The organism is Herbaspirillum sp. FG34, assembly GCF_057809315.1.
Genome location: NZ_JBMDJS010000004.1, coordinates 246,782 through 270,848, shown reverse-complemented (window position 1 = coordinate 270,848; position 24,067 = coordinate 246,782). Strand labels below are relative to the sequence as shown.

21 protein-coding genes are annotated in these 24,067 nt (G+C 63.2%); 15 read left to right on the top strand and 6 right to left on the bottom strand.

Annotation, left to right across the window (positions count from 1 at the left end):
• Positions 1 to 27: 27 nt before the first annotated feature.
• Entirely contained in the window at positions 28 to 408 is a 381-nt protein-coding gene (locus tag ACODSZ_RS07370; protein WP_175342457.1) for an Mth938-like domain-containing protein, read from the bottom strand.
• A gap of 390 nt (positions 409 to 798) precedes the next feature.
• Here ACODSZ_RS07370 and ACODSZ_RS07365 point away from each other — a divergent pair, with 390 nt between their 5' ends.
• Together ACODSZ_RS07365 and ACODSZ_RS07360 are read left to right on the top strand one after the other, a co-directional pair.
• Positions 799 to 2,028 carry a pyridoxal phosphate-dependent aminotransferase gene (locus ACODSZ_RS07365; RefSeq protein ID WP_034350244.1) on the top strand — a complete coding sequence of 410 codons (1,230 nt, stop codon included), beginning with the start codon at positions 799 to 801 and terminating at the stop codon, positions 2,026 to 2,028.
• Positions 2,029 to 2,100: 72 nt separating this feature from the next.
• The gene (locus tag ACODSZ_RS07360; protein ID WP_488927342.1) at positions 2,101 to 3,411 is read left to right on the top strand and encodes a homoserine dehydrogenase; all 1,311 of its coding nucleotides are present in this window, start codon (positions 2,101 to 2,103) and stop codon (positions 3,409 to 3,411) included.
• 88 nt (positions 3,412 to 3,499) lie between these two features.
• Here the strand turns inward: ACODSZ_RS07360 and ACODSZ_RS07355 are convergent, their stop codons facing one another.
• A complete protein-coding gene (locus ACODSZ_RS07355; protein ID WP_488927341.1) occupies positions 3,500 to 3,937 on the bottom strand; it encodes a surface-adhesin E family protein in 438 nt (145 codons plus the stop codon).
• Positions 3,938 to 4,268: 331 nt separating this feature from the next.
• Between ACODSZ_RS07355 and thrC the strand changes: the two genes are divergently transcribed.
• From thrC to ACODSZ_RS07310, 9 genes are all read left to right on the top strand, one after another.
• A complete protein-coding gene (thrC, locus tag ACODSZ_RS07350) occupies positions 4,269 to 5,729 on the top strand; it encodes a threonine synthase (protein WP_488927340.1) in 1,461 nt (486 codons plus the stop codon).
• Between the two features lie 157 nt (positions 5,730 to 5,886).
• Positions 5,887 to 7,176: a molybdopterin molybdotransferase MoeA gene (locus ACODSZ_RS07345; RefSeq protein WP_488927339.1), complete on the top strand. Its 1,290-nt coding sequence runs from the start codon at positions 5,887 to 5,889 to the stop codon at positions 7,174 to 7,176.
• Between the two features lie 16 nt (positions 7,177 to 7,192).
• Positions 7,193 to 8,035: a DUF817 domain-containing protein gene (locus tag ACODSZ_RS07340; protein WP_175342462.1), complete on the top strand. Its 843-nt coding sequence runs from the start codon at positions 7,193 to 7,195 to the stop codon at positions 8,033 to 8,035.
• A 29-nt stretch (positions 8,036 to 8,064) separates the two neighbouring features.
• Positions 8,065 to 8,322, top strand: coding sequence for a molybdopterin converting factor subunit 1 (moaD, locus tag ACODSZ_RS07335; protein ID WP_008328251.1), 258 nt, complete (start codon positions 8,065 to 8,067; stop codon positions 8,320 to 8,322).
• A 1-nt stretch (position 8,323) separates the two neighbouring features.
• A complete protein-coding gene (locus ACODSZ_RS07330; RefSeq protein ID WP_175342463.1) occupies positions 8,324 to 8,977 on the top strand; it encodes a class I SAM-dependent methyltransferase in 654 nt (217 codons plus the stop codon).
• Between the two features lie 89 nt (positions 8,978 to 9,066).
• A complete protein-coding gene (gene moaE, locus ACODSZ_RS07325; protein ID WP_175342464.1) occupies positions 9,067 to 9,519 on the top strand; it encodes a molybdopterin synthase catalytic subunit MoaE in 453 nt (150 codons plus the stop codon).
• Between the two features lie 64 nt (positions 9,520 to 9,583).
• Positions 9,584 to 10,930, top strand: coding sequence for an Nramp family divalent metal transporter (locus tag ACODSZ_RS07320; RefSeq protein WP_008328255.1), 1,347 nt, complete (start codon positions 9,584 to 9,586; stop codon positions 10,928 to 10,930).
• 75 nt (positions 10,931 to 11,005) lie between these two features.
• Positions 11,006 to 12,295: a type II toxin-antitoxin system HipA family toxin gene (locus ACODSZ_RS07315; protein WP_488927338.1), complete on the top strand. Its 1,290-nt coding sequence runs from the start codon at positions 11,006 to 11,008 to the stop codon at positions 12,293 to 12,295.
• Entirely contained in the window at positions 12,296 to 12,583 is a 288-nt protein-coding gene (locus ACODSZ_RS07310; RefSeq protein ID WP_008328257.1) for a helix-turn-helix domain-containing protein, read from the top strand. It begins immediately after the preceding gene.
• A 53-nt stretch (positions 12,584 to 12,636) separates the two neighbouring features.
• On the opposite strand, the gene ACODSZ_RS07305 is transcribed toward ACODSZ_RS07310, so the two are convergent.
• The 4 genes from ACODSZ_RS07305 to ACODSZ_RS07290 all read right to left on the bottom strand — a co-directional run bounded on the left by ACODSZ_RS07305 (position 12,637) and on the right by ACODSZ_RS07290 (position 17,530).
• Positions 12,637 to 13,611 carry an HlyD family secretion protein gene (locus ACODSZ_RS07305; protein ID WP_488927337.1) on the bottom strand — a complete coding sequence of 325 codons (975 nt, stop codon included), beginning with the start codon at positions 13,609 to 13,611 and terminating at the stop codon, positions 12,637 to 12,639.
• Between the two features lie 64 nt (positions 13,612 to 13,675).
• On the bottom strand, positions 13,676 to 13,876 hold the full coding sequence (locus ACODSZ_RS07300; protein WP_008328259.1) for a DUF1656 domain-containing protein: 201 nt from the start codon (positions 13,874 to 13,876) through the stop codon (positions 13,676 to 13,678).
• Complete coding sequence (locus ACODSZ_RS07295) at positions 13,866 to 16,070, bottom strand: FUSC family protein (RefSeq protein ID WP_488927336.1); 2,205 nt, start codon at positions 16,068 to 16,070, stop codon at positions 13,866 to 13,868. The genes ACODSZ_RS07300 and ACODSZ_RS07295 overlap by 11 nt, the downstream gene beginning before the upstream one ends.
• Positions 16,067 to 17,530, bottom strand: a complete 1,464-nt coding sequence (locus ACODSZ_RS07290; protein ID WP_488927335.1) for an efflux transporter outer membrane subunit — start codon at positions 17,528 to 17,530, stop codon at positions 16,067 to 16,069. The genes ACODSZ_RS07295 and ACODSZ_RS07290 overlap by 4 nt, the downstream gene beginning before the upstream one ends.
• Positions 17,531 to 17,742: 212 nt before the next feature.
• On the opposite strand from ACODSZ_RS07290, the gene ACODSZ_RS07285 reads away from it, so the two are divergent.
• From ACODSZ_RS07285 to ACODSZ_RS07270, 4 genes are all read left to right on the top strand, one after another.
• Complete coding sequence (locus tag ACODSZ_RS07285; protein WP_008328262.1) at positions 17,743 to 18,723, top strand: LysR family transcriptional regulator; 981 nt, start codon at positions 17,743 to 17,745, stop codon at positions 18,721 to 18,723.
• A gap of 19 nt (positions 18,724 to 18,742) precedes the next feature.
• Complete coding sequence (gene crcB / locus ACODSZ_RS07280; protein WP_008328263.1) at positions 18,743 to 19,117, top strand: fluoride efflux transporter CrcB; 375 nt, start codon at positions 18,743 to 18,745, stop codon at positions 19,115 to 19,117.
• 105 nt (positions 19,118 to 19,222) lie between these two features.
• The gene (gene clpB, locus ACODSZ_RS07275) at positions 19,223 to 21,811 is read left to right on the top strand and encodes an ATP-dependent chaperone ClpB (RefSeq protein WP_175342469.1); all 2,589 of its coding nucleotides are present in this window, start codon (positions 19,223 to 19,225) and stop codon (positions 21,809 to 21,811) included.
• Positions 21,812 to 22,261: 450 nt separating this feature from the next.
• Positions 22,262 to 24,010 (top strand): sensor domain-containing diguanylate cyclase, encoded by a 1,749-nt coding sequence (locus ACODSZ_RS07270; RefSeq protein WP_175342470.1) that lies wholly within the window; start codon positions 22,262 to 22,264, stop codon positions 24,008 to 24,010.
• Positions 24,011 to 24,067: the final 57 nt, after the last annotated feature.

Sequence of the window (24,067 nt, the reverse complement as noted above, 5' to 3'; positions counted from 1 at the left end):
GGTTTCTTGTCGCGGCAAGTGCCGGCGTCAGGCTTGGGGCGCGATGATCAGCGCCAGGGCCACCTTGCGCCCTTCGGCCATGAGAATGTTGTAGGTGCGGCAGGCCGCCTGGTTATCCATGCACTCCACGCCGATGCGACGCGCGGTCAGCGCCGTGGTCAGCCTGGGATGCACGAAGCGCTGGCGCTCGCCAGTGCCCAGGATGACCACATCGGGCGCGGTAGCATCGATCTGGCCGAAATGCTCGGTGGTGAGTGCCTCGAAGCGCTCTACCGGCCACGGCACCGGTTCACTTTCGGGCAGTACCAGCAGGCTGTTGGTGAACCGGATGGCATTGAGCTCGACACCGTCTTCGTCGTAGGCGGTGACGGTCTGGTATTGCTTGGTTTCGGTCGAATGGAGCTTCATCGCAGATGGGCAGGATGGGTTGCAGGCGGCCCCGCGGGGCGAACGTCCAGGCCATGATGTCAGGTCGACATACATCGCGGCAACGTGGTCGTAAAGTGCGCCATTGTAGCCGTTTCCGACCCTGGCGCACGCCTATTTGATTGATAAAATGCTTAGCTTTGGGCAAAATGGCCGGTTCCCGGCAAGCCCATGGGGCGCCGCCGCAGGCCTCTTTGCAAGTGCTTTACACTGCACTGCAGCAGGCAAAAACATGCAGGAAAATGACGGCAAGCGTGGTAATGGAGAGAACCGCGAGGTAAAGGTTCCGGTCCGGCGCATGCGGCCGATGAAGCAGGGCAGGCCCGGCCGGCAGCCGGTGCGGCCTGGCGCGAAACGAATAGAGGAAGAGCTGTGCGACCGATTCAGAAATCCAAGAAGCTGGCAGATGTGTGTTACGACATTCGGGGTCCCGTGCTGGAAAAAGCGCGTCAGATGGAGGAAGAGGGCCACAAGATCATCAAGCTCAATATCGGCAACCTGGCCGCCTTCGGCTTCGATGCGCCCGACGAGATCGTGCAGGACATGATCCGCAACATGGGCAATGCCTCCGGCTATACCGATTCCAAGGGCCTGTTCGCCCCGCGCAAGTCGGTCATGCACTACACCCAGCAAAAGAAGATCGAGGGTGTCACCATCGATGACATCTATCTCGGCAATGGCGCCTCCGAACTGATCGTCATGAGCGTGAACGCGCTGCTCAACACCGGTGACGAAGTGCTGGTCCCTTCGCCCGACTATCCGTTGTGGACGGCGGCGGTGAGCCTGTCGGGCGGTACTCCGGTCCATTACGTCTGCGACGAGCAGCAAGGCTGGCAGCCCGACATCGCCGATATCAAGAAGAAGATCACGCCCAACACCAAGGCCATCGTCGTCATCAATCCCAACAACCCGACCGGCGCGCTCTATTCGGTGGACGTGCTCAAGGAAATCATCGAACTGGCGCGTCAGCACCAGTTGATCATTCTGGCCGACGAGATCTACGACAAGGTGCTCTACGACGGCAACACCCATACCTCGCTGGCCTCGCTGGCCGATGACGTGCTGTTCATCACCTTCAACGGCCTGTCCAAGAACTATCGTTCCTGCGGCTACCGCGCCGGCTGGATGGTGGTGTCGGGGGAGAAGAAGCATGCCCGCGACTACATCGAAGGCTTGAACATGCTGGCCTCCATGCGCCTGTGCGCCAATGCGCCTGGCCAGTTCGCCATCCAGACCGCCTTGGGCGGCTATCAGAGCATCAACGACCTGGTGGCGCCCAATGGTCGCCTCACCAAGCAGCGCGACCTGGCACACCGGCTCCTGACCGATATCCCCGGCGTGACCTGCGTGAAGCCCAAATCGGCGCTGTACATGTTCCCGCGCCTGGATCCGGAGATCTATCCGATCAAGGACGATCAGGAATTCGCCTACGAGCTGCTGGCCGAGGAAAAGGTGTTGATCGTGCAGGGCACCGGCTTCAATTGCCCCACGCCGGACCACTTCCGCGTGGTGTTCCTGCCCAACACCGACGACCTGACCGAGTCCATGGGGCGCATTGCGCACTTCCTGGAAGGCTACCGCCGTCGTCACGGTACGGCCTGATCCGTTTCTGCAGTCCCCGTCATGTTGCGGCCAGCGGCGTGACGGTCATTTTTCATCAACCACGAAGACAATATGAAATCCATCAAAGTAGGTTTGCTCGGCATCGGCACCGTGGGTTCCGGTACTTTCAATGTTCTCCAGCGCAACCAGCAAGAGATTGCGCGCCGTGCTGGCCGGGGCATTGAAATTACCATGGTCGCCGCTCGCAATACTGCCCGCGCGACCGAACTGACCCAGGGAAAAGTCAAGGTCGTCAACGACGGCAACCTGGTGGTGAACGATCCCGAGATCGATATCGTCGTGGAACTGATCGGCGGTGATGACATCGCCCGCGACCTGGTGCTCAAGGCCATCGCCAACGGCAAGCACGTGGTCACGGCCAACAAGGCCCTGATCGCCAAGCACGGCAATGAAATTTTCAAGGCGGCGCAGGAAAAGGGCGTCATGGTGGCCTTCGAGGCCGCCGTGGCCGGTGGCATCCCTATCATCAAGGCGCTGCGCGAAGGTCTCACCGCCAACCGCATCCAGTGGGTCGCCGGCATCATCAACGGCACCACCAACTTCATCCTCTCCGAGATGCGCGACAAGGGACTGGACTTCGACGTGGTGCTCAAGGAAGCGCAACGCCTGGGCTATGCCGAAGCCGACCCGACCTTCGACATCGAAGGCGTGGACGCGGCCCACAAGCTGACCATCATGGCCTCGATCGCGTTCGGCATCCCGGTGCAGTTCGACAAGGCCCATGTGGAAGGCATCACCAAGCTGCAGGCCAGCGACATCACCTACGCCGAGAAGCTGGGCTATCGCATCAAGCTCCTGGGCATTACCCGCCAGACCGAGAAGGGCATCGAGCTGCGCGTACACCCGACGCTGATCCCGGCCTCGCGCCTGATCGCCAATGTCGAGGGCGCGATGAATGCCGTGGTGGTGCGCGGCGACGCCGTGGGCGAAGCGTTGTACTACGGCAAGGGTGCCGGTTCCGAGCCGACCGCCTCAGCGGTCATCGCCGACCTGGTCGACATTACCCGCCTGGCGACCGCCGATCCGGAGCACCACGTGCCTTCGCTGGCCTTCCAGCTCAATGCCATGGCCGATACCCCGGTGCTGCCGATGAGCGAAGTGGTGACCAGCTACTACCTGCGCATCCGCGTGGCCGACCAGGCTGGCGTGCTGGCCGATGTGACGCGCATCCTGGCTGATTCGACCATTTCCATCGATGCTATGCTGCAGAAGGAGCCGGCCGAAGGCGAGCAGCAGACCGACATCATCATGCTGACCCACCAGACCCAGGAAAAGAACATCGAGGCCGCCATCGCCAGGATCGAATCCCTGGCGACCGTGGTTGGTCAGGTCACCAAGATCCGCCTGGAAGAACTGGGCTGATCAGCGCTCAAGGCAGCAATGAAAAACGGAGCCCGCGGGCTCCGTTTTTCATTAAATCGGGAAAGGGGGTGGTCAAGGCCCCCTATGATCATTTCTTCAGTTCGAAATTGCAGACCGCCTGCAGCATGGCGTCGCCCACTGACATCGGTTTGGGCTTGTTGAACTCTTGTCCCTTCAGGGCATCGCTGTGGTCACGCTTGTCGCCCTTGCCATCGTTCTCGGCGAAGATGATTTCACGCACCAGCTTCATGGAGCCGGCCTTGCAGTTGTACTGATGCAAGTCCTTGTAGGACTTCAGGGTCGGGAAGCTCTGGTCGCCGTTGTTGGGGCGGGCTTGCTTGAAGTTCCACATCGACCAGGCCTCGCGGATGCCGCCGGATTCGATGATGGAGTCGGTGTCCACCAGCAGCTCGGAGCTATCCGTGCCGCCCAGCGATTGCCAGTTCTCGGCATGCGCCGGCAGGCTCGCCAGCAGGGCGCCGAACAGGCCGGCCGTGGCCAGCAGGGTCTTGATCTTGTGGTTCATGCCGTTTTCCATCCTTTTGAGTGTGAAATGCGTCTTTGATGTGGCCAGCGCGCAAACATTCCCGCCATCCCGGCGGTGCTGCACGAAGTGGCGCAGCATAGCCCGGCCATGCGCGGCTTTCAAGGGCGGTAACGTTTTATTTCAGCTGCCCTCCATGTCATGATGATTCGGTGCAACATTGGCCGCGCACGACCAGCATCGTTGGCCATGGCACGGCATCCCGGTGCAGCTTTCTTCCATGCCGCGCTTTTGTGCAGCGCCCGCTGGCCGTATAATCGAGGACTTTCCTCCCACTCCACGCTCTCGCCGCCTGCCGGCGCATCCTATCGACATGCACTACGTTTCCACCCGCGGTCACGCTGCAACTCCTTCCTTTTCTGACATCCTGCTGGGCGGCCTGGCCCCTGACGGCGGCCTGTACCTGCCGGCAGCGTATCCGCAGGTCAGCGGCGCCGAACTGGATCAGTGGCGCACGCTGTCGTATGCCGACCTGGCCTTCGAAGTCCTCAAGAAATTCGCCACCGACATTCCGGAAGCGGACCTCAAGGCGCTGGCCCACAAGACCTATACCGCCGACGTCTACCGCAACGCCCGCGTCGGCGAAGATGCCAGCCAGATCACCCCGCTGCGTACCCTGCAGGACGAGCAAGGCAAGAAGCTGGTGCTGCAAAGCCTGTCCAACGGCCCCACGCTGGCCTTCAAGGACATGGCGATGCAATTGCTGGGCAATCTGTTCGAATATGCGCTGGCCAAAAAGGGCGCGGAATTGAACATCGTCGGTGCCACCTCCGGCGACACCGGCAGCGCTGCCGAATACGCCATGCGTGGCAAGAAGGGCATCCGCGTCTTCATGCTGTCGCCGCACAAGAAGATGAGCGCCTTCCAGACCGCCCAGATGTTCAGCCTGCAAGACCCCAACATCTTCAACCTGGCGGTCGAAGGCGTCTTCGACGACTGCCAGGACATCGTCAAAGCCATCTCCAACGACCTGGAGTACAAGGCCACCAAGAAGATCGGTACCGTCAACTCGATCAACTGGGCACGCGTGGTGGCCCAGGTGGTGTACTACTTCCGGGGCTACCTGGCCGCGACCACCAGCAATGAGCAGAAGGTGTCCTTCACCGTCCCTTCGGGCAACTTCGGCAACATCTGCGCCGGCCACATCGCCCGCATGATGGGCTTGCCCATCGACAAGCTGGTGGTGGCCACCAACGAGAACGACGTGCTGGACGAATTCTTCCGCACCGGCCACTACCGCGTGCGCAAGTCGGCCGAGACCTACCACACCAGCAGCCCCAGCATGGACATCAGCAAGGCCTCCAACTTCGAGCGCTTCGTCTATGATTTGCTGGGCCGCGACAGCGCCCGCGTGAAAGCCCTGTTCCACAAGGTCGAGACCGAGGGCGGCTTTGACCTCAGCGGCCAGGCCGGCAGCGACGGCAATGAATTCGCCAGCGTCATGCAGTACGGTTTTGCCTCCGGCAAGTCGACCCACGCCGACCGTCTGGAGACCATCCGCTTCGCCGAGAAGGCCTATGGCATTACCGTCGACACCCACACTGCCGACGGCATCAAGGTGGCCCGCGAACATCTGGTACCAGGCGTGACCATGATCGTGCTGGAAACCGCCTTGCCGGCCAAGTTCAATGAAACCATCCGCGAAGCCCTGGGCCGCGATGCCAACCGTCCGGCGGGCTTCGAGAACATCGAGGCACTGCCGCAGCGCTTCGAGGTGATGCCGGCCGATGCCGCCCGCGTGAAGGCTTACGTGGCCGAGCATACCGGCCTGTAAGCCGCGTAGTCGTCATTGCAACGCCGTCCGCGCCCAGCGCCCGGACGGCGTTTTTCATGGAGCGCGGCGGGGCGCTGATTGCATTAGAATGTCGGGTCGCTGTATCGACCAGAAAACAACGCTCACCCGTCATCCGATCTTCTCCCTCAGGCTTGCCATGTCCGCCACGTCCACTCCCACCGTCGCCCCCTCATCCGACCAGCCGCCCCGTGCTCCCATGCAGGACGTCAGCCAGGCGCTCGACACCTTGCTGGCGGCTGCCGTGCCGGTGCTGGAACACGAGAGCGTTGATGTCCTGGAGGCTGGTGGCCGCGTGCTGGCCGAGCCGGTCACGGCCTGCATCGACGTGCCCGGCATGGACAATTCACAAATGGATGGCTACGCCGTGCGTGCGGCCGATTGCGCATCGGGCCAGGCCCGCCTGCGCGTGTCGCAGCGCATTCCGGCGGGCCACGTGGGCCAGCCGCTGGAACCGGCTACGGCGGCGCGCATCTTTACCGGTGCGATGATGCCGCAGGGCGCTGACGCCGTCGTCATGCAGGAAGCCTGCGAGACCGAGGGCGACTACGTGGTGATCCGCCATGTCCCCAAGAGCGGTGAATGGGTGCGCATGATCGGTGAAGACATCCGCCAGGGCAGCACCATCCTCGCGGCCGGCACCCGCCTGCGCCCGCAGGAACTGGGGTTGGCGGCCTCCATCGGTCAGGCGCGGCTGCAGGTGCTGCGGCCGGTGCGTGTGGCGGTGTTCTTCACTGGCGATGAACTGACCATGCCCGGCCAGCCATTGAAGCCGGGCGGCATCTACAATTCCAATCGCTTTCTGCTGCGTGGCCTGTTGCAGAAACTGGGCTGCCAGGTGAGCGACTTCGGCATCGTGCCCGACAGTCTGGAGGCGACCCGCCTGACCCTGCGCGAGGCCGCTCGCGAGCACGACCTCATCATCACCAGCGGCGGCGTCTCGGTGGGGGAAGAAGACCATGTGAAGCCCGCTGTCGAAGCTGAGGGCCGTATCAACATGTGGCAGATCGCCATGAAGCCTGGCAAGCCGCTGGCCTTTGGCCAGGTGCGGCGCGGAACAGAGGTGGGTGAAGAGGGAAGTGAAGCTTTCTTCCTGGGATTGCCGGGCAATCCGGTGTCGTCCTTTGTGACCTTCCTGCTGTTCGTACGGCCCTTCATCCTGCGTCTGCAAGGGCTGTCGCAGGAGGCCGTGCTGCCGCGACCGGTGGTCATGCGGGCCGACTTCGACTGGCCGCGCGCCGACCGCCGCCGGGAATTCCTGCGGGTACGTCGCAACGCTCAGGGCGGGCTGGATCTTTTCCCCAGTCAGGGGTCGGCGGTGCTGACCTCGACCGTCTGGGCCGATGGTCTGATCGACAATCCGCCCGGACAAACCATCGCTGCCGGCGATACGGTGCAGTTCCTGGCGTTCGATGCGCTGCTGAACTGAAGCCAACGGAGCTCCGATGAGACTGGCTGACATCGATCACTACCTGAGCAGCAGCATTCCCAGCGAGGCCACCGGCTGGCGTCGCTTCGTGCTGGAATTTCTCATGTTCGGCATCAAGGAAGCGCGCTGTTGCCTGTTTGCGGGCCTCTTCTTCGCCGCCGTTTTCCTGATGCCGCGCGCTGGACTGCTCGGCCTTCCCCGCTATGATGCCTTGCTGCTCTTCGCCTTGCTGGTGCAGGCATGGATGGTCTCGACCCGGATCGAAACCATGGCCGAACTCAAGGCCATCAGCGTCTTCCACGTGGTCGGTTTTGCGCTGGAGGTGTTCAAGACCTCGGGGGCGATCCAGTCCTGGAGTTATCCTGACTTCGCCTATACCAAGCTGTTCGGGGTGCCGCTGTTTTCCGGATTCATGTATGCCGCCGTGGGCAGCTACATCATCCAGGCCTGGCGCCTGTTCGACCTGCGCATCCAGCATCATCCCCCGTACTGGATGGCGACCCTGATCGCCTTGCTGATTTACGTCAATTTCTTCACGCATCATTACATCGGCGACTACCGCTGGTATCTGGCGGCTTGCGCACTGGGTCTGTATGCCCGCTCCACGGTGCTGTTCCGCCCGCTGGACCGGGACCGCAAGATGCCGCTGCTGCTGGCGTTCCTGCTGATCGGGTTCTTCATCTGGCTGGCCGAGAACATCAGTACCTTCTTCGGCATCTGGCGCTATCCCAACCAGATGGGGGCCTGGTCCACCGTGCACCTGGGCAAATGGAGTGCCTGGTCGTTGCTGGTGATGATGACCTTTACCATCGTGGTTCATCTCAAGCATATCCGCAGCAAGATTCATATCGCCCACTGAGGGTCTGCTGCCATCATCAAGGACATCCCATGAAAATCGAACTCCGTTTCTTCGCCAGCGTGCGCGAAGCCCTGCAGACCTCGCAGGAAATCATCGAGCTGCCCGACAGCGTCAAGACCGTCGGCGACGTGCGCGCCTTCCTGATGGGCCGGGGCGGCATCTGGGCCGAAGTGCTGGGACCGGAAAAGAACCTGCGCATGGCCTACGACCATGAAATGACTGAGGCCGATACCGAGATCGTCGATGGTGGCGAGGTGGCCTTCTTCCCGCCCGTCACCGGGGGCTGACATGAGCACCGGTCGCGATCCGGTAGTGGGCACGATTGCGCACTACAGCAGCAACGCGCAAAGTTTCCGCGAGGGGACCTGGGATCATGACGTCAGCCAGAACATGGCGGCCCTGCTCGATGCCCTGCACGCCAGGTCGGGGCCAGCCGGGCAGGGGCCGTTCACGATCCTGGACCTCGGCTGTGGTCCGGGACGAGACCTGATCGAATTCACCCGGCGTGGCCATGTGGCCGTGGGGCTGGACGGCACGGCCGAATTCGTCGAGATGGCGCGCGCGGCCAGCGGCTGTGAAGTCCTGCATCAGGATTTCCTGCAGCTGGATCTGCCGCTGGCACGCTTTGACGGCATCTTTGCCAATGCCTCGCTGTTTCACGTGCCGTCCACCGAGCTGCCGCGCGTGCTGGGACAGCTGCATGCCAGCCTGAAGCCGGGTGGCATCCTCTTCAGTTCCAATCCGCGCGGCAATGATCTGGAAGGCTGGAGCGGTCCGCGCTATGGGGTCTGGCATAGCCTGGAAGGCTGGCGGCGCTATGTGGTGCCAGCGGGCTTCGTTGAATTGCGGCATTATTACCGCCCCGACGGCTTGCCGCGCGAGCAGCAGCCGTGGCTGGCCAGCGTCTGGCAGAAGACCGAAGACTCCGGCGCTGCGGGCTGATCTCCAACTGCTCAGGCCATACTTAGGCGACCTGGTCAGTGATCCAGACGCTGGTAGAATCGCAGCCTGCATTCATTTCCTCTGCCGCCATGCCCGTCCGTGTCCAGACTGCCGATTTCGATCTTTCCACTGAAGTGGCGCAGCTGCGCCTGTCCAATCCGCGCGTCGGTGCCGTGGTCAGTTTCGTAGGCACGGTGCGTGATCTCAACGACGGTGCGGCGGTGTCCGAAATGGAGCTGGAACATTATCCGGCCATGACCGAGCGCGCCCTGGAACAGATCGTGGAGCAAGCCAAGGCACGCTGGCCGATCTTCGATGCGCTGGTGATCCATCGCGTCGGTCCCATGCAGCCGCGCGAGCAGATCGTGCTGGTGGCGGTTACTTCACCGCATCGCGGCGAAGCCTTTGCCGCCTGCGAATTCATCATGGATTACCTCAAGACCCAGGCCCCGTTCTGGAAGAAAGAACAGACGCCGGACGGCGCACGCTGGGTCGACGCCCGCGAGAGCGACGACACGGCGCTGGCCAAGTGGGCGCAATAAGGCAGCATCGCCCGGGACGTTGATCCCGGCGACGCCATCAACGGCACAAAAGGGGATTTTCGTCTTGCCATTCACTTTCCGCTTTCCCCGCATCCCGGGTTTGCCCACGACGGCCACGGCTCCGTTCTGCCCTTCCGAAGTCGCCGGTACCGTCAACGTACCGCGCGGTGCTTCGGTCTGGCAGAAGCTGCGCATCTACGTGGGGCCGGGCCTGCTGGTCTCGATCGGCTACATGGACCCCGGCAACTGGGCGACATCGATCCAGGCAGGTTCACAGTTCGGTTACCAGCTGCTGTTCGTGGTGATGCTCTCCAGCCTGGCCGCCATCGTGCTGCAATGCCTGTGCGCGCGGCTGGGCATCGCTACCGGCAAGGACCTGGCAGTGCATTCGCGCGAGCACTATCCGCCGGCCGTGGGCAAGGGCATGTGGGTGCTGGCCGAGCTCTCCATCATCGCCTGCGATCTGGCCGAGGTGCTGGGCTGCGCGCTGGCCTTCAACCTGCTGTTGGGAGTGTCGCTGCCGGTGGGCGTGCTGCTGACGGCGCTGGACACGCTCATCGTGCTGGGGTTGAAGGGCAGGGGATTCCGCCAGGTCGAGGCCATCATCCTGGGCCTGGTCATCACCATCGCCGCCTGCCTGCTGGCGCAGTTGGCCTTCGTCAAGGCGGACTGGCATGAGGTGATGCAGGGCTTCGTCCCCTCGCTGCAGGCCATCTCCAGCCGCGAACCGCTGTACCTGGCCATCGGCATCATCGGTGCCACGGTGATGCCGCACAATCTCTACCTGCATTCCTCCATCGTTCAGACCCGCAGCGTGCAGCGTGATCCGGCCTCGCTGCTGGAGGCGGTACGCTACACGCGGGTCGATACCACGGTCTCGCTGTTGATCGCCATGGTCATCAACGCCACTATTCTGATCCTGGCGGCAGCGGCCTTCCACAAGAGCGGCAATACGCAGGTCGCCGAGCTGGATGAGGCCTATCACCTGCTGGACCCCATCACCGGGTCGGCCATGGCCGCCATTCTGTTTGGCGTAGGCTTGTTCGCTTCCGGACAGAGTTCGACCTTCACCGGCACCATTGCCGGGCAGGTCATCATGGAGGGCTTTCTCAAGCTCAAGATTCCCTGCTGGCAGCGCCGCGTCATCACCCGCGCGCTGGCCCTGGTGCCGGCGCTGATCGGCGTGCTCACCCTGGGACCGCATTCGGTAGGCAAGCTGCTGGTCGCCAGCCAGGTCGTGCTGTCGCTGCAGCTGCCCTTTGCCATGTATCCGCTGATCCGCCTCACCAGCCGTCGCGACCTGATGGGCGACCTGGTCAATCGCTGGTGGGTGAGCGCGGTGGCCTGGCTGCTCTTTGTGACCATTTCGGCGGCCAATGTGTGGTTGGTGTGGCAGGTGTTTGCGGAGTAGTAAAAAGCCATTTGTACATCAAACTATTACGATTAGCATGGCTTTTCGGATCAATAATGATAGTATGATGTGTATATGAAGACTTCCTGCACACTTCAAGTTCATATCGACGGGGCCTGGCGGCAGGCCGGTGCGTTGTCGTTGACTGCGCCGGCCGAGCTGGGCATGGCGGCCTCGACTTACTTCAGCTATGACGCCGTGCACGCCATCGATTACATGGGCAGGCGCGATGCTGCGGCCTTGTCGGTGAACGTGCCGGTGGGGTTGGAGAGCCTTGGTGAGGCGCGCTGGCCAGCTTGCCTGATCGATCTGCTGCCGCAAGGTTACGGTCGTGGCGAACTGTTGCGCCAGCTGGGGCTGGATGAGCGCGCCGAAGCCAGCGCCGACTGGCCGCTGCTGTGTGCTGGCGCAGGCAATCCCATCGGCAACCTGCGCGTGCAGGAAGCCTGGGAGTGGGCGCAGGCGCGCAGCGGACCGCAGCTGCGCGGCTTTGCGATGGAGGACATCGCTGCACGCTCCGAAGACTTCAATGAATACCTCGCCCAGCATGGCCTGTTCCTGGCGGGCTCGTCGGGGGTACAGGGCGAATGGCCCAAGATCCTGCTCACACGTGCCCGTGATGGCTTGTTCTACCTCGACCACGCCTTGCCCGATGAGCAAGCCGAGCGCCATTACATCGTCAAGTTCGGACGCGGGCCCGACCCGGATCTGGCGCACATCCTGCGTCTGGAGGCACCCTACATGCAGCTGGCGATGCACTTGGGCCTGAAGGTCCACGGCGCGCTGGAACTGCATGGCAAGGCCTTGTTCATCCCCCGTTTTGACCGCGAAGTGCGCGGGACCGCAGTCGTGCGCCACGCCCAGGAAAGCATTGCTTCCCTGTGCGGCGTGACGGGCTTTGCGGCCATCCCGTCACACAATGTTGTCTGCGCCAGGCTGGGTGAAGTCGCCACCGATCCGCTCCCCGAGATCATCGAATACCTGAAGCGCGACATCGCCAACATCGTCCTGCGCAACAAGGACAATCACGCCCGCAATACCGCCATCCGGCGCGATGCGCAGGGGCGGATCGGCCTCACGCCGCTGTTCGACTTTGCCCCGATGTGGCTGCATCCGGATGGCATTGCACGGCGCATGCGCTGGGAGCGTGACGATGGGGGCTCGCCGCAGTGGGCCAGCGTCATCACGCAGGCCTGCGAAGCCGCGCAGATCGAACAGTTACCGGTCAGGTCGGCCGTGCGTGAGATGGCATTGCCGTTGGCGAACTTGCTGCAATATGGCCGCAGCCTGGGGATCGAAGGCACTTTCCTCGATCCGCTGGCGGCCACCGTGGACCAGGTACGGGCACAGTTGGAGGCGCTCTGAATGGACAAGCGCTTCAAACCCCTGAGCGCCATCGAGCAGATGGAAGAGCGCCGCGCACTCTTCGATGAACTGGCCGCCGATCCCACCTTGCCGGTACCGGCAGTGGTTCGCAAGATTCGCACCACCTTGCGCCTGACCATCGCCGAATATGCCAAGGTGTGCGGCGTATCGGCCCGTACCCTGCAGGACATTGAACGCGGTGAATCCAGTCCCACCCTGGCCACGGCCGACAAGCTGCTCAAGCCGGTCGGCATGTGCGTCGGGGCCGTGATGCGCAAGCGCCCATGAAAAAGGCGACCCGTCGCCAGGTCGCCTCATCGGTTCATCTCACTGCAAGGTCATCAATTCTTCGCTACCGGCTGCTGCTTGCCGCTGCCCGGCTCCAGCACCACCGTGCAGGTCAGTCCCGAGGCCAGCAAGACGTTTTCAGGCACCTTGTCCAGGTGAATGCGCACCGGGATGCGCTGGGCCAGGCGGACCCAGTTGAAGGTCGGGTTGACGTCGGCCGTCAGTTCGCGGCTCTGCGGGTTGTCGCGGTCATAGATGCCGCGGGCGATGCTGTCCACGTGGCCTTCCATGGAGGCGCCGTTGATCAGCTGGATCTTCGCACGGTCACCGATGGACAGCAGTGGCAGCTTGGTTTCCTCGAAGTAGGCATAGACCCAGAAGGAATGGCTGTCGATCAGCGCGATCTTGGCCGCACCGGCGGCGGCATAGTCCCCCCGCCGCACGTTCAGGTTGGTGATGTAGCCATCCACCGGTGAGAAGACCTTGGTGCGCTCCAGGTTCAGCTTGGCGGTATCGCGTTGCGACAAGGCTGCCTGGTATTGCGCCTGGGCACCTTGCAGCTGGGCCTGGGCCGCTTCCAGCTGGGCTTGCGAGGCGGTGACCTGACTGCCGGCATCCTCGCGGGCTTCACGCGAGACCACCAGGGCGTCCACATCGGCGCGGCGGCGGGCTTGCGCACGGCGCATGTTGAGCTCGGCGCGGCGAGCGTCCACTTCTGCCTTGCGTACCTCCAGCTCGGCCTTGCGGGCGGTGACGGCGGCGTCGGCCTGCTGCAGCGCCAGCGTGTAGCGAGCCGGGTCGATCTCCATCAGCAGGTCACCTTTCTTGACCAACTGGTTGTCACGGACCGGCAATGCCACGATCTGGCCGGAGACATCCGGAGCGACGTTGACGACCTCGGCACGGACGCGACCGTCGCGCGTCCAGGGCGAGTGCATGTAATGCTGCCACAGGCTCCAGGCCAGCAGGATGGCCAGCAGGAAGATGGCCGAGGTGATGAGAACGCGGAAAATCGATTTGACCGACATGGTGAACTACTCCTGTTTGTTTCTTTATCTTTTCGTAAGGGATGCGTGCGTCAGGGGCGCCTGGCTAGCGGTATACCGCCAGCCCCAGCAAGGCCGCCAGGCAGACGAACAGGCTCACCCGGAACAGCGCCGGATGCCAGGTCAGCTCGTAGAAGCCCAGGCGCACCAGCACGCGGTCGGCCAGCATGGCCAGCACGGCGGCCACCACGGCCAGCAGCAGGACGGTCGGAATGTAGGCGTCGAAGAAGGAAATCTCACGTGGCATGGCGGGCTCCCGTTGTATTGTGCGCAGCCCCGGCGCGCATGGTGTGCAGCGGCGATTGCTCGTCGAGCAGGGCGGTACGGATGAAATGCAGATAACTCAAGGTGCGTTGCAGACGATGGCGTTGGCTGCGTTCGCGGTAATGCGGGCCAATGGCGGCCTGGACTTCGGCGATGGTGGCATCGTTGGCGGCCAGGGCGGTGGCCAGGCTCGCCGCCGAGGGCCGGGCGAACAGCGCCGGGATGGCTTCGCGCAGGCGGTTCAGGGCAGCATAGGCAGAGGCCGGCAGCAGATCCGGTGCTTCCGTACGAATGCCTTGCAGCTCGTTACGCAGTTCGATGATGGCGTGGCCCACTTCCAGCGTAGCGAACATCCAGCCCAGCGCCTTCTGGCGCAGCAGCGGACGGCTGCTGGTGAACATGGTGATCTGGTGCATCAGGTCGCGGGTGCCGCTCTCGAACTTCAGGGCCAGATGAGCGAGCTTGCCGAAGCAGGCATCGACCACCTGCTTGCGCAACTGTCTCTCCAGCACGCGCACGGTCCAGTCAGTGGTCGGCGGCAGCAGCACCATGAAGGCCGCGGCCGTGACCAGCAGGGAGATCACCAGCGCCACCGATTCGTTCAGATAAGCCGCCGCATTGAAGTGCGCAAAGTTGTCCGGCACCGCCAGGAAGGGGAAGAAAATGCAGATCCCCAGGCCGTAACCTGCATAAGCGGGACGGGTGGTCAGGTAGACGGCCAGCATCAGTACCGGCATCAAGGCGCTGGCCAGCATCCAGTACCCATCCAGGCGCGGCAGGATATGGAAGGTGTAGACGTAACCGGCCACGGCGGCAAACAGCACACCGATGGCAACCGTCCGGGTGGCCTTGGCCGGATCGGGCGCAGCCGATGTGATGGCGCAGAAGGCGGCGGCGTTGAGCACGGCCACGTCACCGCTGGGCCAGCCGCTGGCGATCCAGAATCCGGCCAGGGCCAGCATCACGATGGCCGCACGGGCACCGGCAATGAGGGCGGTGGTCATGCTGGTCTTGGGGGCATACGAATGTTCCCACTGCTCGCGCTCGTGGTGGCGCTGGGTCAGGGAGGCATAGGTCAGCGTGTAGGCGTGCAGTTCCTCGATGACGCGATAGAGCAGCTCGGAGGCCGTATCGAAGTCCAGCATGGCGCTGTCGCTCTGGCACTGTTCGGACAGCGTGTTGCGGGTGGCACGCACGCGGCGCGGCAGCTCGCGCTTGTAGGCGTCCAGCTTCAGGGCCGCATCGGCGGCGTCCAGCGCACTCATGACCGGCTCCCCGCTGCCGCGGGTGAGCAGGGGCTGTACTTCGCGGTAGTAGGGAGAGAGGGCGTCGATCACCACCTGTGCGCCGGGTGCCGGGTTGGCGTGCAAGCGGTTCATCAACTGGTGCAATGCGTGCATGCGGGTGGACAGGGCCATGAACTCGCTGTTCATGCGTGTGAGACGGCCACTGCGCAGACGTACTTCGGGATCCTCGAAGATGGCCGAACTGCGCATGGCCTCCAGCCCGATGATGTCGCCCACGAAGCGGGCATTGGCGGCTTCGAGCTGCTTGCGGTCAGCGCTGCCGCCGAGCGTGGCGCTGATCAGATCGACGAAGGCCGTGAAGCGGCCACGGATGACGCGTACCAGCCCCGGTGCGCTGGCCTGCGGGAACACCAGTGCGCTGACCAGGCCGACACAGACGATGCCGACCATGATCTCGCTGACGCGCGTCATCACCGAATCGAAAGTGATGGCCGGATGCAGGGCCGAGGGCAGGCCGATCAGGGCGACCGTATAGCCCGAGAGCACGAAGCCATATGAACGAAAATTCCGGTTATGGGCCGAGCCCACGGTACACAGACCGATCCACAGCGCCGAGGCCAGCAGGAACAGTTCCGGTGTCTGTGCAAACAGATCGACGAAGACCACGATGGCTGCCGAGCCGACCAGGGTGCCGATGACCCGATAAAAGCTCTTGGCCAGGATCATGCCGCTTTGCGGCTGCATGACGATGAACACGGTGATGAGCGCCGAGCGCGGCGATTCCAGGTCCAGCCCATAGCCGATGCCCAGTGCCAGCAGGCCGGCGAAGACCATCTTGAAGACATAGACCCAGGTTGCTGCATCGCTGCGCCACCAGTCGGTGGCAGCCTCGCGCAACTGGGCCTTCAGGGAAAGGGCAGGGGTATTCATTGCGCCGCCACCCTGGCTGGTGCTTCATCGTCGATGCCGCCCCCCAGCGCCGTCTGCAGGGCCGCAAAGGCGGCCAGTCGCTGTGCCTGCAATTGCTGCACGATCTGCTGCTGACGCAGCCATTGGGTTTGCGCATGCAGCACGTTGAGGTAGTCGGTCAGGCCGCGCTGGTAGGCACGGGTGGCGATGTCCACGTTCTTCTGTGCGGCCCGCACTGATTCCTGCGCCTGCTTGTGCTGGCGCACTACCGATTGCAGGGTCACGACCTGGTCGGAGATCCCTTTCAAGGCCTGCGACAGCAGGCCGTTGTAGTGCTCCACCGCAATGTCATACCCGGCACTGGCGGCGCCGAGCTGGCCGCGCAGGCGCCCGCCCTCGAAGATCGGCAGCGAGATGGCCGGGCCGTAGGTGGTCTGCAGATTGGGCGCGGAGAGGAAGGAGAACAGCCCGCCGCCCGCCGCCGCCGGGCCGATGCCGGCCAGCAGGTTGATATTGGGATAGAAGGCCGCCTTGGCCACCGAGATGCCCTTGGCCGCCGCCTCCACGCGCCAGCGGGCGGCACTGATGTCCGGACGGCGACCCACCAGATCAGCCGGCAGCACGCTGGGCAGGCCGAGGGCGCTGTGCAACTGCAGGGTCGGACGGGTGATGCCGTCGGCGGCACCGGGGCCGGCGCCCAGCAGCGCGGCCAGTTGATTGCGGATCAGGGCGATGTTTTCCTGCAGGGCTTCGATCTGACGACGGGTTTCCGGCAGCGGCGCTTCGGCCTGGGTGATCTCCAGCTGGGTGCCAAGGCCACCCGTGAAGCGGCGCCGGGCCAGGTCGAGGATATTCTGCTCTTGCTTGAGCATGGCTTCGGTGTTCTCCAGCAGCCCGTATTGCAGTGCCAGTTGCACATAGGTGCGCACCACATTGCCTTCCAGGTCCAACTGGGCGGCGCGTGCATCAGCGGCCACGGCGTGCATTTCATCCTGGGCGCGCAGGGTGGTGTTCTTGTTGCGGTCCCACAGGTCGACGTTGTAGGACAGGCCCAGGGTCGCCGTGTTGTTCCAGGTCAGCTTGTCGCGGAAGGCTGCACCGTAATAGACGTTGTCGGACCAGTCCTTGCGGCCGACCGCCACATCCAGTTGGGCGCCGGGCAGTTCACCGGCATGCGCCACCACGGCCATCGACTGCGCCTGGCGCACACGGGCTGCGGCCACCGCCATGCCGGGATTGCCCGCCACCGCGCGGAGCACCAGCGCATCGAGTTGCGCATCGCCGTAGGCCTGCCACCAGGCGCGCTGCGGCCAACCGGCCTCGCTGGCGGCCCGGCTGATGGCCTGGCCGACATCGAGCACGGCCACGTCCCGCACCTGGGCCTGTGGCTGGATGCCGCCCTGGTCGGCACAGCCGGCCATTGTCAGCGAAAGCGCAATGACGCTCAGCGCGGGCAGCTTGGAGAAGGCGATACGTGTCATGGAATTATCCAAAAATATGCAAATATCAGAAGTTACGTATTCTATTTTGTAAATATCTCAGAAAAAATCCGCTATTTGGCAAAGGTTTATATCGAATACAGCAATAATGATTGCTCCATTCTGAGTAACAATGCTGCCGTGGCGTAGTGCGTCTTTTTGCCGGCAGTGTTGTGTCTGTGCATGCCTGCGCCTTGTACAGTGATAGGAAAACGATGGATACCCTGCAAAACATGCGCGTGTTCGCGCGCGTGGTCGAGGCTGGCAGCTTCACCCAGGCGGCCCAGCAGATGGGCTTGACTACGGCCCATGTCTCGCGGGCGGTGGCCGATCTGGAGCGTCATCTGCGCACGCGCCTGATGAACCGAACCACCCGGCGCATCGCCCTGACCGAAGCGGGCGAACGCTATCTGCTGCGCTGCCAGCAGATCATGGCCTATGTCGACGAAGCCGAGGCCGAGGCCAGTGCGGCCTACGTCAAGCCCTCCGGGCGCCTGCGCATCCATGCCATGACCAGCTTCGGGCAGCGCTACGTGATCCCGTCGATCTCGGGCTACCACAAACGCTATCCGGACGTGGCGGTAGAACTGACGCTGGCCCAGCGCATTCCGGACATGCTCGAAGAGGGCTATGACGTCTCGCTGGTGCTGGCGCGCGAATTGCCCGATTCCGGCCTGATTTACCGCCAGCTTGGTACCACCTTCAGCATGCTGTGCGCTGCACCGGCCTATCTGGATAAATACGGTGTGCCGCAGCAGCCGGCCGATCTGCTCAATCATGCCTGCCTGCAACTGGTGAGCCCCATCTCGCCGCTGGACGAGTGGGTGCTGGAAGGGCCGGAAGGCGGGGCGGTGATTGCCGTCAAGAGCAATTTCCAGGTCAACGTGGCCGAGGCCATGCTCACCGCCATCCGCGAAGGCATGGGCATTGGCGTGCTGCCCATCTATTCGGCGGTGGACGCCCTGCGCGCCGGCACCATCGTACGGGTGCTGCCGCAGCATCGCCTGCAGGACATGGGCGTCTATGCACTGTATCCTTCCCGTCAGTATCTGGATGCCAAGATCAGCACCTGGGTGGACTGGATGCACGAAACGGTGGACAAGACCTTGCAGGAAGATCATCAGGCCCTGGAACGCCTGGGCAGCCTGCGCGAGGAAATGCAGGGCCTGGCGCTGCGCGGCGGCCAGCTGGCCTGATCAATCAAGGGAGAGCGCCATGGGATGGCTGGCAGTGGGAATGGGAGCGGCATTGGGCGCCTGGCTGCGCTGGCGTATTTCGGTCGTCTGGAACGTCGACGGTCACTTCGTGCCGCTGGGCACGCTGGCGGCCAACTGGATTGGCGCCTACGTGATCGGCTTCCTGGTGGCCTATTTCGAGCAGCATCCGGCGCTGGCGCCCGAATGGCGGCTATTTGCCGTCACCGGGGTGCTGGGCGGACTGACCACCTTCTCGACCTTCACGGCCGAATCCATGATCCTGTTGCAGCGCGGTGATTACCTGTGGGCCATCGGCCACTCCGGACTGCATCTGCTGGGTTCCATCGTGCTCTGTGTTGCCGGGTTTGCAAGCTATCGTGCATTGGCCGGATGATCACTCCGCGCGACCTGATGCAGATCAAAACGGACGGCACGATCATTGCTTGAAAATCGCAGGCGCAGGCCCAACTTTCATCTCATTGAAAAATTGGAGCGAACCATGCGTCTCGACAAACTCACCACCAAATTGCAGGAAGCGCTGGCCGATGCGCAATCCCAGGCAGTCGGCCACGACAATCAATACATCGAACCCGTTCACCTCATCCTGGCACTGCTGAACCAGGATGACGGCGGCGCCCGCTCGCTGCTGCAGCGCGCCGGGGTGAACGTCAATGGCCTGACCACGGCCTTGCAGGCGGCCGTCAAGCGCCTGCCGCAGGTGTCCGGAAACGGCGGCGAAGTGCAGGTCGGCCGCGAGCTGGTGGCCTTGCTCAACCTGGCCGACAAGGAAGCGCAAAAGCATGGCGACCAGTTCGTCGCCAGCGAAATGGTGCTGCTGGGCCTGGCGGACGACAAGTCCGAGGCCGGCCGTGCCGCCCGCGAGAACGGCCTGACCCGCAAGTCGCTGGAAGCCGCCATCAAGGCCGTGCGCGGCGGTGCCTCGGTGTCCTCGCAACAGGACGAAGGCCAGCGCGAAGCTCTCAAGAAGTACACCCTGGACCTGACCGAGCGCGCCCGCGCCGGCAAGCTCGACCCGGTGATCGGTCGCGACGATGAAATCCGCCGCGCCATCCAGGTGCTGCAACGGCGCAGCAAGAACAATCCGGTACTCATCGGCGAACCCGGCGTGGGCAAGACCGCCATCGTCGAGGGCCTGGCCCAGCGCATCGTCAATGGCGAGGTGCCGGACAGCCTCAAGTCCAAGCGCGTGCTGTCGCTGGACATGGCGGCCCTGCTGGCCGGCGCCAAGTATCGTGGCGAATTCGAAGAGCGTCTGAAGGCGGTCCTGAAGGAAATCGCCCAGGACGAAGGTCAGACCATCGTCTTCATCGATGAGCTGCACACCATGGTCGGTGCCGGCAAGGCCGAAGGCGCCATGGATGCCGGCAACATGTTGAAGCCTGCCCTGGCGCGCGGCGAACTGCACTGCGTAGGCGCCACCACCCTGGATGAATACCGCCAGTACATCGAGAAGGATGCCGCGCTGGAACGCCGCTTCCAGAAGATCCTGGTGGACGAGCCCAGCGTGGAAGCCACCATCGCCATCCTGCGCGGCCTGCAGGAAAAGTACGAAGTGCACCATGGCGTGGACATCACCGACCCGGCCATCGTGGCGGCCGCCGAGCTGTCGCATCGCTACATCACCGACCGCTTCCTGCCGGACAAGGCCATCGACCTGATCGACGAAGCCGCTTCCAAGATCAAGATCGAAATCGACTCCAAGCCGGAAGTCATGGACAAGCTCGACCGTCGCCTGATCCAGCTGAAGATCGAGCGCGAAGCCGTCAAGCGCGAGAAGGACGAAGCCTCGCAGAAGCGCCTGCAACTGATCGAGGAAGAGATCGAGAAGCTCGAGCGCGAATATGCCGACCTGGAAGAAATCTGGAAGGCCGAGAAATCGACTGCCCAGGGCGGCCAGCAACTGAAGGAAGAAATCGAGAAGGTGCGCCTGCAGATGGAAGAGGCCACCCGCAAGAGCGACTGGCAGAAGGTCTCCGAACTGAAGTACGGCAAGCTGGCCGAGCTGGAAGCCGCCCTGGAAGTGCAGAACAAGAAGGATGCGGCAGGCGTCAAGAACGAGAAGCCCAAGCTGGTCCGTACGCAAGTGGGCGCCGAAGAAATCGCCGAGATCGTCGCGCGCGCCACCGGTATTCCGGTCTCACGCATGATGCAGGGCGAACGTGAAAAATTGCTGCATATGGAAGACGTGCTGCATGAACGCGTGGTCGGCCAGGATGAGGCCATCGTGGCCGTCTCCGACGCCATTCGCCGTTCCCGCGCGGGTCTGGGCGATCCCAGCAAGCCCTACGGTTCCTTCATGTTCCTGGGCCCCACCGGCGTGGGCAAGACCGAGCTGTGCAAGGCGCTGGCGTCCTATCTCTTCGATACCGAGGAAGCCATGATCCGCATCGACATGAGCGAATTCATGGAGAAGCATTCCGTGGCCCGTCTCATCGGCGCGCCGCCTGGCTATGTCGGCTACGAGGAGGGCGGCTACCTGACCGAAGCGGTGCGGCGCAAGCCCTACAGCGTGATCCTGCTCGATGAAATCGAGAAGGCGCACCCGGATGTCTTCAACGTGCTGCTGCAGGTGCTCGATGATGGCCGCATGACCGATGGCCAGGGCCGCACCGTGGACTTCAAGAACACCGTGATCGTCATGACTTCCAACCTGGGTTCGCACAAGATCCAGAGCATGGAAGACAGCGATCCGGCGCTGGTCAAGCTGGCAGTGATGGCCGAGGTGCGCACGCACTTCCGTCCGGAATTCATCAACCGGGTGGACGAGATCGTGGTCTTCCACGCCCTGGACGCCAAGAATATCGGCGCCATCGCCAAGATCCAGCTGCGCATCCTGGAGCAGCGCCTGGCCAAGCTGGAGATCGGCCTGGAGATCAGCGAGGCCGGCCTGCAGAAGATCGCCGAGGCCGGCTTCGATCCGGTCTACGGTGCCCGACCGCTCAAGCGCGCCATTCAGCAGGAGATCGAGAACCCGCTGTCCAAGCAGATCCTGGCCGGCCAGTTCGGTCCCAAGGACGTGGTCCACGTGGCGGTGCAAAACGGCCAGTTGGTCTTCAGCAAGGCTTGAAGGAGCAGGCCCGGGCCTGCGTCATCGAGGTGAAGGCCCCTGCGCCGGCAGGGGCAGAAGCGGCGGGTACATGTTCATGTCCCGCCGCTTTTTTATGACGCTTGTGGCAATAAAGGTGCAAGGACAAGTCCTGGTGTTGGACAGGCGTTCCCGAAAGTTGTAATACATTTAGAATGCCAGGTGAATTTCCATTCCTCCGCGCCCAGTGCGGGTCCTGGCGAGGTTGACGGTCGTGCTTTATTACGCCGCATTGCAAAAAAACCTCCCCGAGCGAGGGGGAATGTGATATTTACTTCACTCTTAGGGGGACGCGCCTGAATTATCGAGACCGGTGCGCCATCGATGAAAGATGCAAGCCAGCGCGGCTGCGGCCGGGTCGGTTTGCCATGCTGGCAGCAAGGAATTCATGGTCATATCCGTCAATTGCGGTCACGTCAGCAGCACCGGCGTATGGGGGCGATTCTGAAGCGATCGTCCCTGCAGCGGCTGTTCATCTTGCCGTTCATCTTCCTGATGGTCTGCCTGATGCTGACCATCGGCTGGTTTCTGTATCGGGCCGGCGATGACGCCACCGAGGTCCTGGCGCGCAATGCGCTCACCGAAGTGATGGGGCGCGTGAGCCAGGCCATCACCCGGCAGACCATGGGTGCCCGCGAAACCCTCAACGTGATCGCACCGCCGCCGGTACCGCCGGCCGAGGCCGGGCAGGCGCCCGCTGCGCTGCCTTTCCCCAAGAGTCGCAAGGAGCTGGAAGACCGCCTGTGGTTGGCCAATTCGCTCTTCGACGCGCCCAGCTACGTCTATTTCGGCGGCGCCGACGGGAGTTTCCTGGGGATCAAGCAGGAGCAGCCTTCGCTGTTCATGTACAGCGTGCGCGAGCCGGGCGAGAAGAATTTCGTGTATTACCTGCGTGGTCCCGGCACCGAGATGAAGCTCACCGCCGTGCAGGACTACGAACCACGCAAGCGGCCCTGGTATCTGCAGGCAGTGCAGCAAGGGCGGGAGACCTGGTCACCGGTCTATGTGGATTACCGTAACAAGGCCATTGTCGGCATCAACCTGTCCAAGCCGATCTACGCCGAGGACGGCAGCCTGCTGGGCGTGGCCAACAGCAGCATCGGCCTGCAGCAGCTGACCGATCTGTTGCGCCAGGTACCGCTGAGCGCGCAGGGGGTCGCCTTTGTCACCGAGTTGAAGGGAGATATGGTGGCCACCTCCCTGGATGAACCGATCTACCAGGCCGGCGAGGGTGGCGGCGAACCCTTGCGGCTCAATGCCAGCCAGAGCAGCTCGCTGCTGGTTCGGCAAGCCTATGAGGAGGTGCGGCGCTACCTGAGCGTGCACCCGGGCGAGCCCGACAGGCTGGTCCTGCTGGGCGCACGTAGCCAGGGCAGCAAGATCGAGGTGGCGTTCCGCCTGGTGCGCGATCCGGCCGGGCTGGCATGGCTTGCCATCAGCGCGGCACCGCGCTCGGACTTCCTGGGATCGGTGACCAGCGGTGTCTATCAGACCCTGGTCCTGGGCCTGATGGCGGTCTGCCTGACCTTCGTGATCGGTTTCCTGCTCCTGCGCTGGGTGCTGCGCGACATCCGCAAGCTGACCCTGGCGGCCAAGAGCATCGGCAACGGCAGCCCCTTCCCGGCGCTCAATATCGACCGCAACGATGAAATCGGCCAGCTCGCCCAAAGCTTCGTGGAAATGGAGCGCAACCTGCGCACCGACCGCCTCACCAACGTCCTCAATCGCGATTCGCTGATCGCCCAGATCGATTTCCGCCGTCGCAACAGCTCGCAGGCCGTACCACTGCATTTCGCCTTGCTCTTCATCGATCTCGACCGCTTCAAGGCGGTCAACGATGAATACGGCCACGACGAGGGCGACAAGGTCCTCATCGCCATCGCCGATCGTTTGCAGCATAGCCTGCGCCATGATGATTCGGTGGCGCGCTTCGGCGGTGATGAATTCGTCGTCTACCTGCATGGCGTGACCGAGATGGAAGTGGCGCGCAGCATTGCCGACAAGATCCGCCACGCCGTCAACAAGCCCATCGAGGGACGCGATGGCCAGCGCTACACCGTGGACGCGTCGGTGGGCGTGTCGCTCTACCCGGACGACGGCCTGGATGTGGAAACCTTGCTGCGGGTGGCCGATTCACGTATGTTCGACCAGAAGCGCCTGCATCGCATCCTGTCGGTGTAACCGCAGCCGCAGCTCCCGACCATCCCATCCATCCCATCGAACGTTCCGGAGAAATTC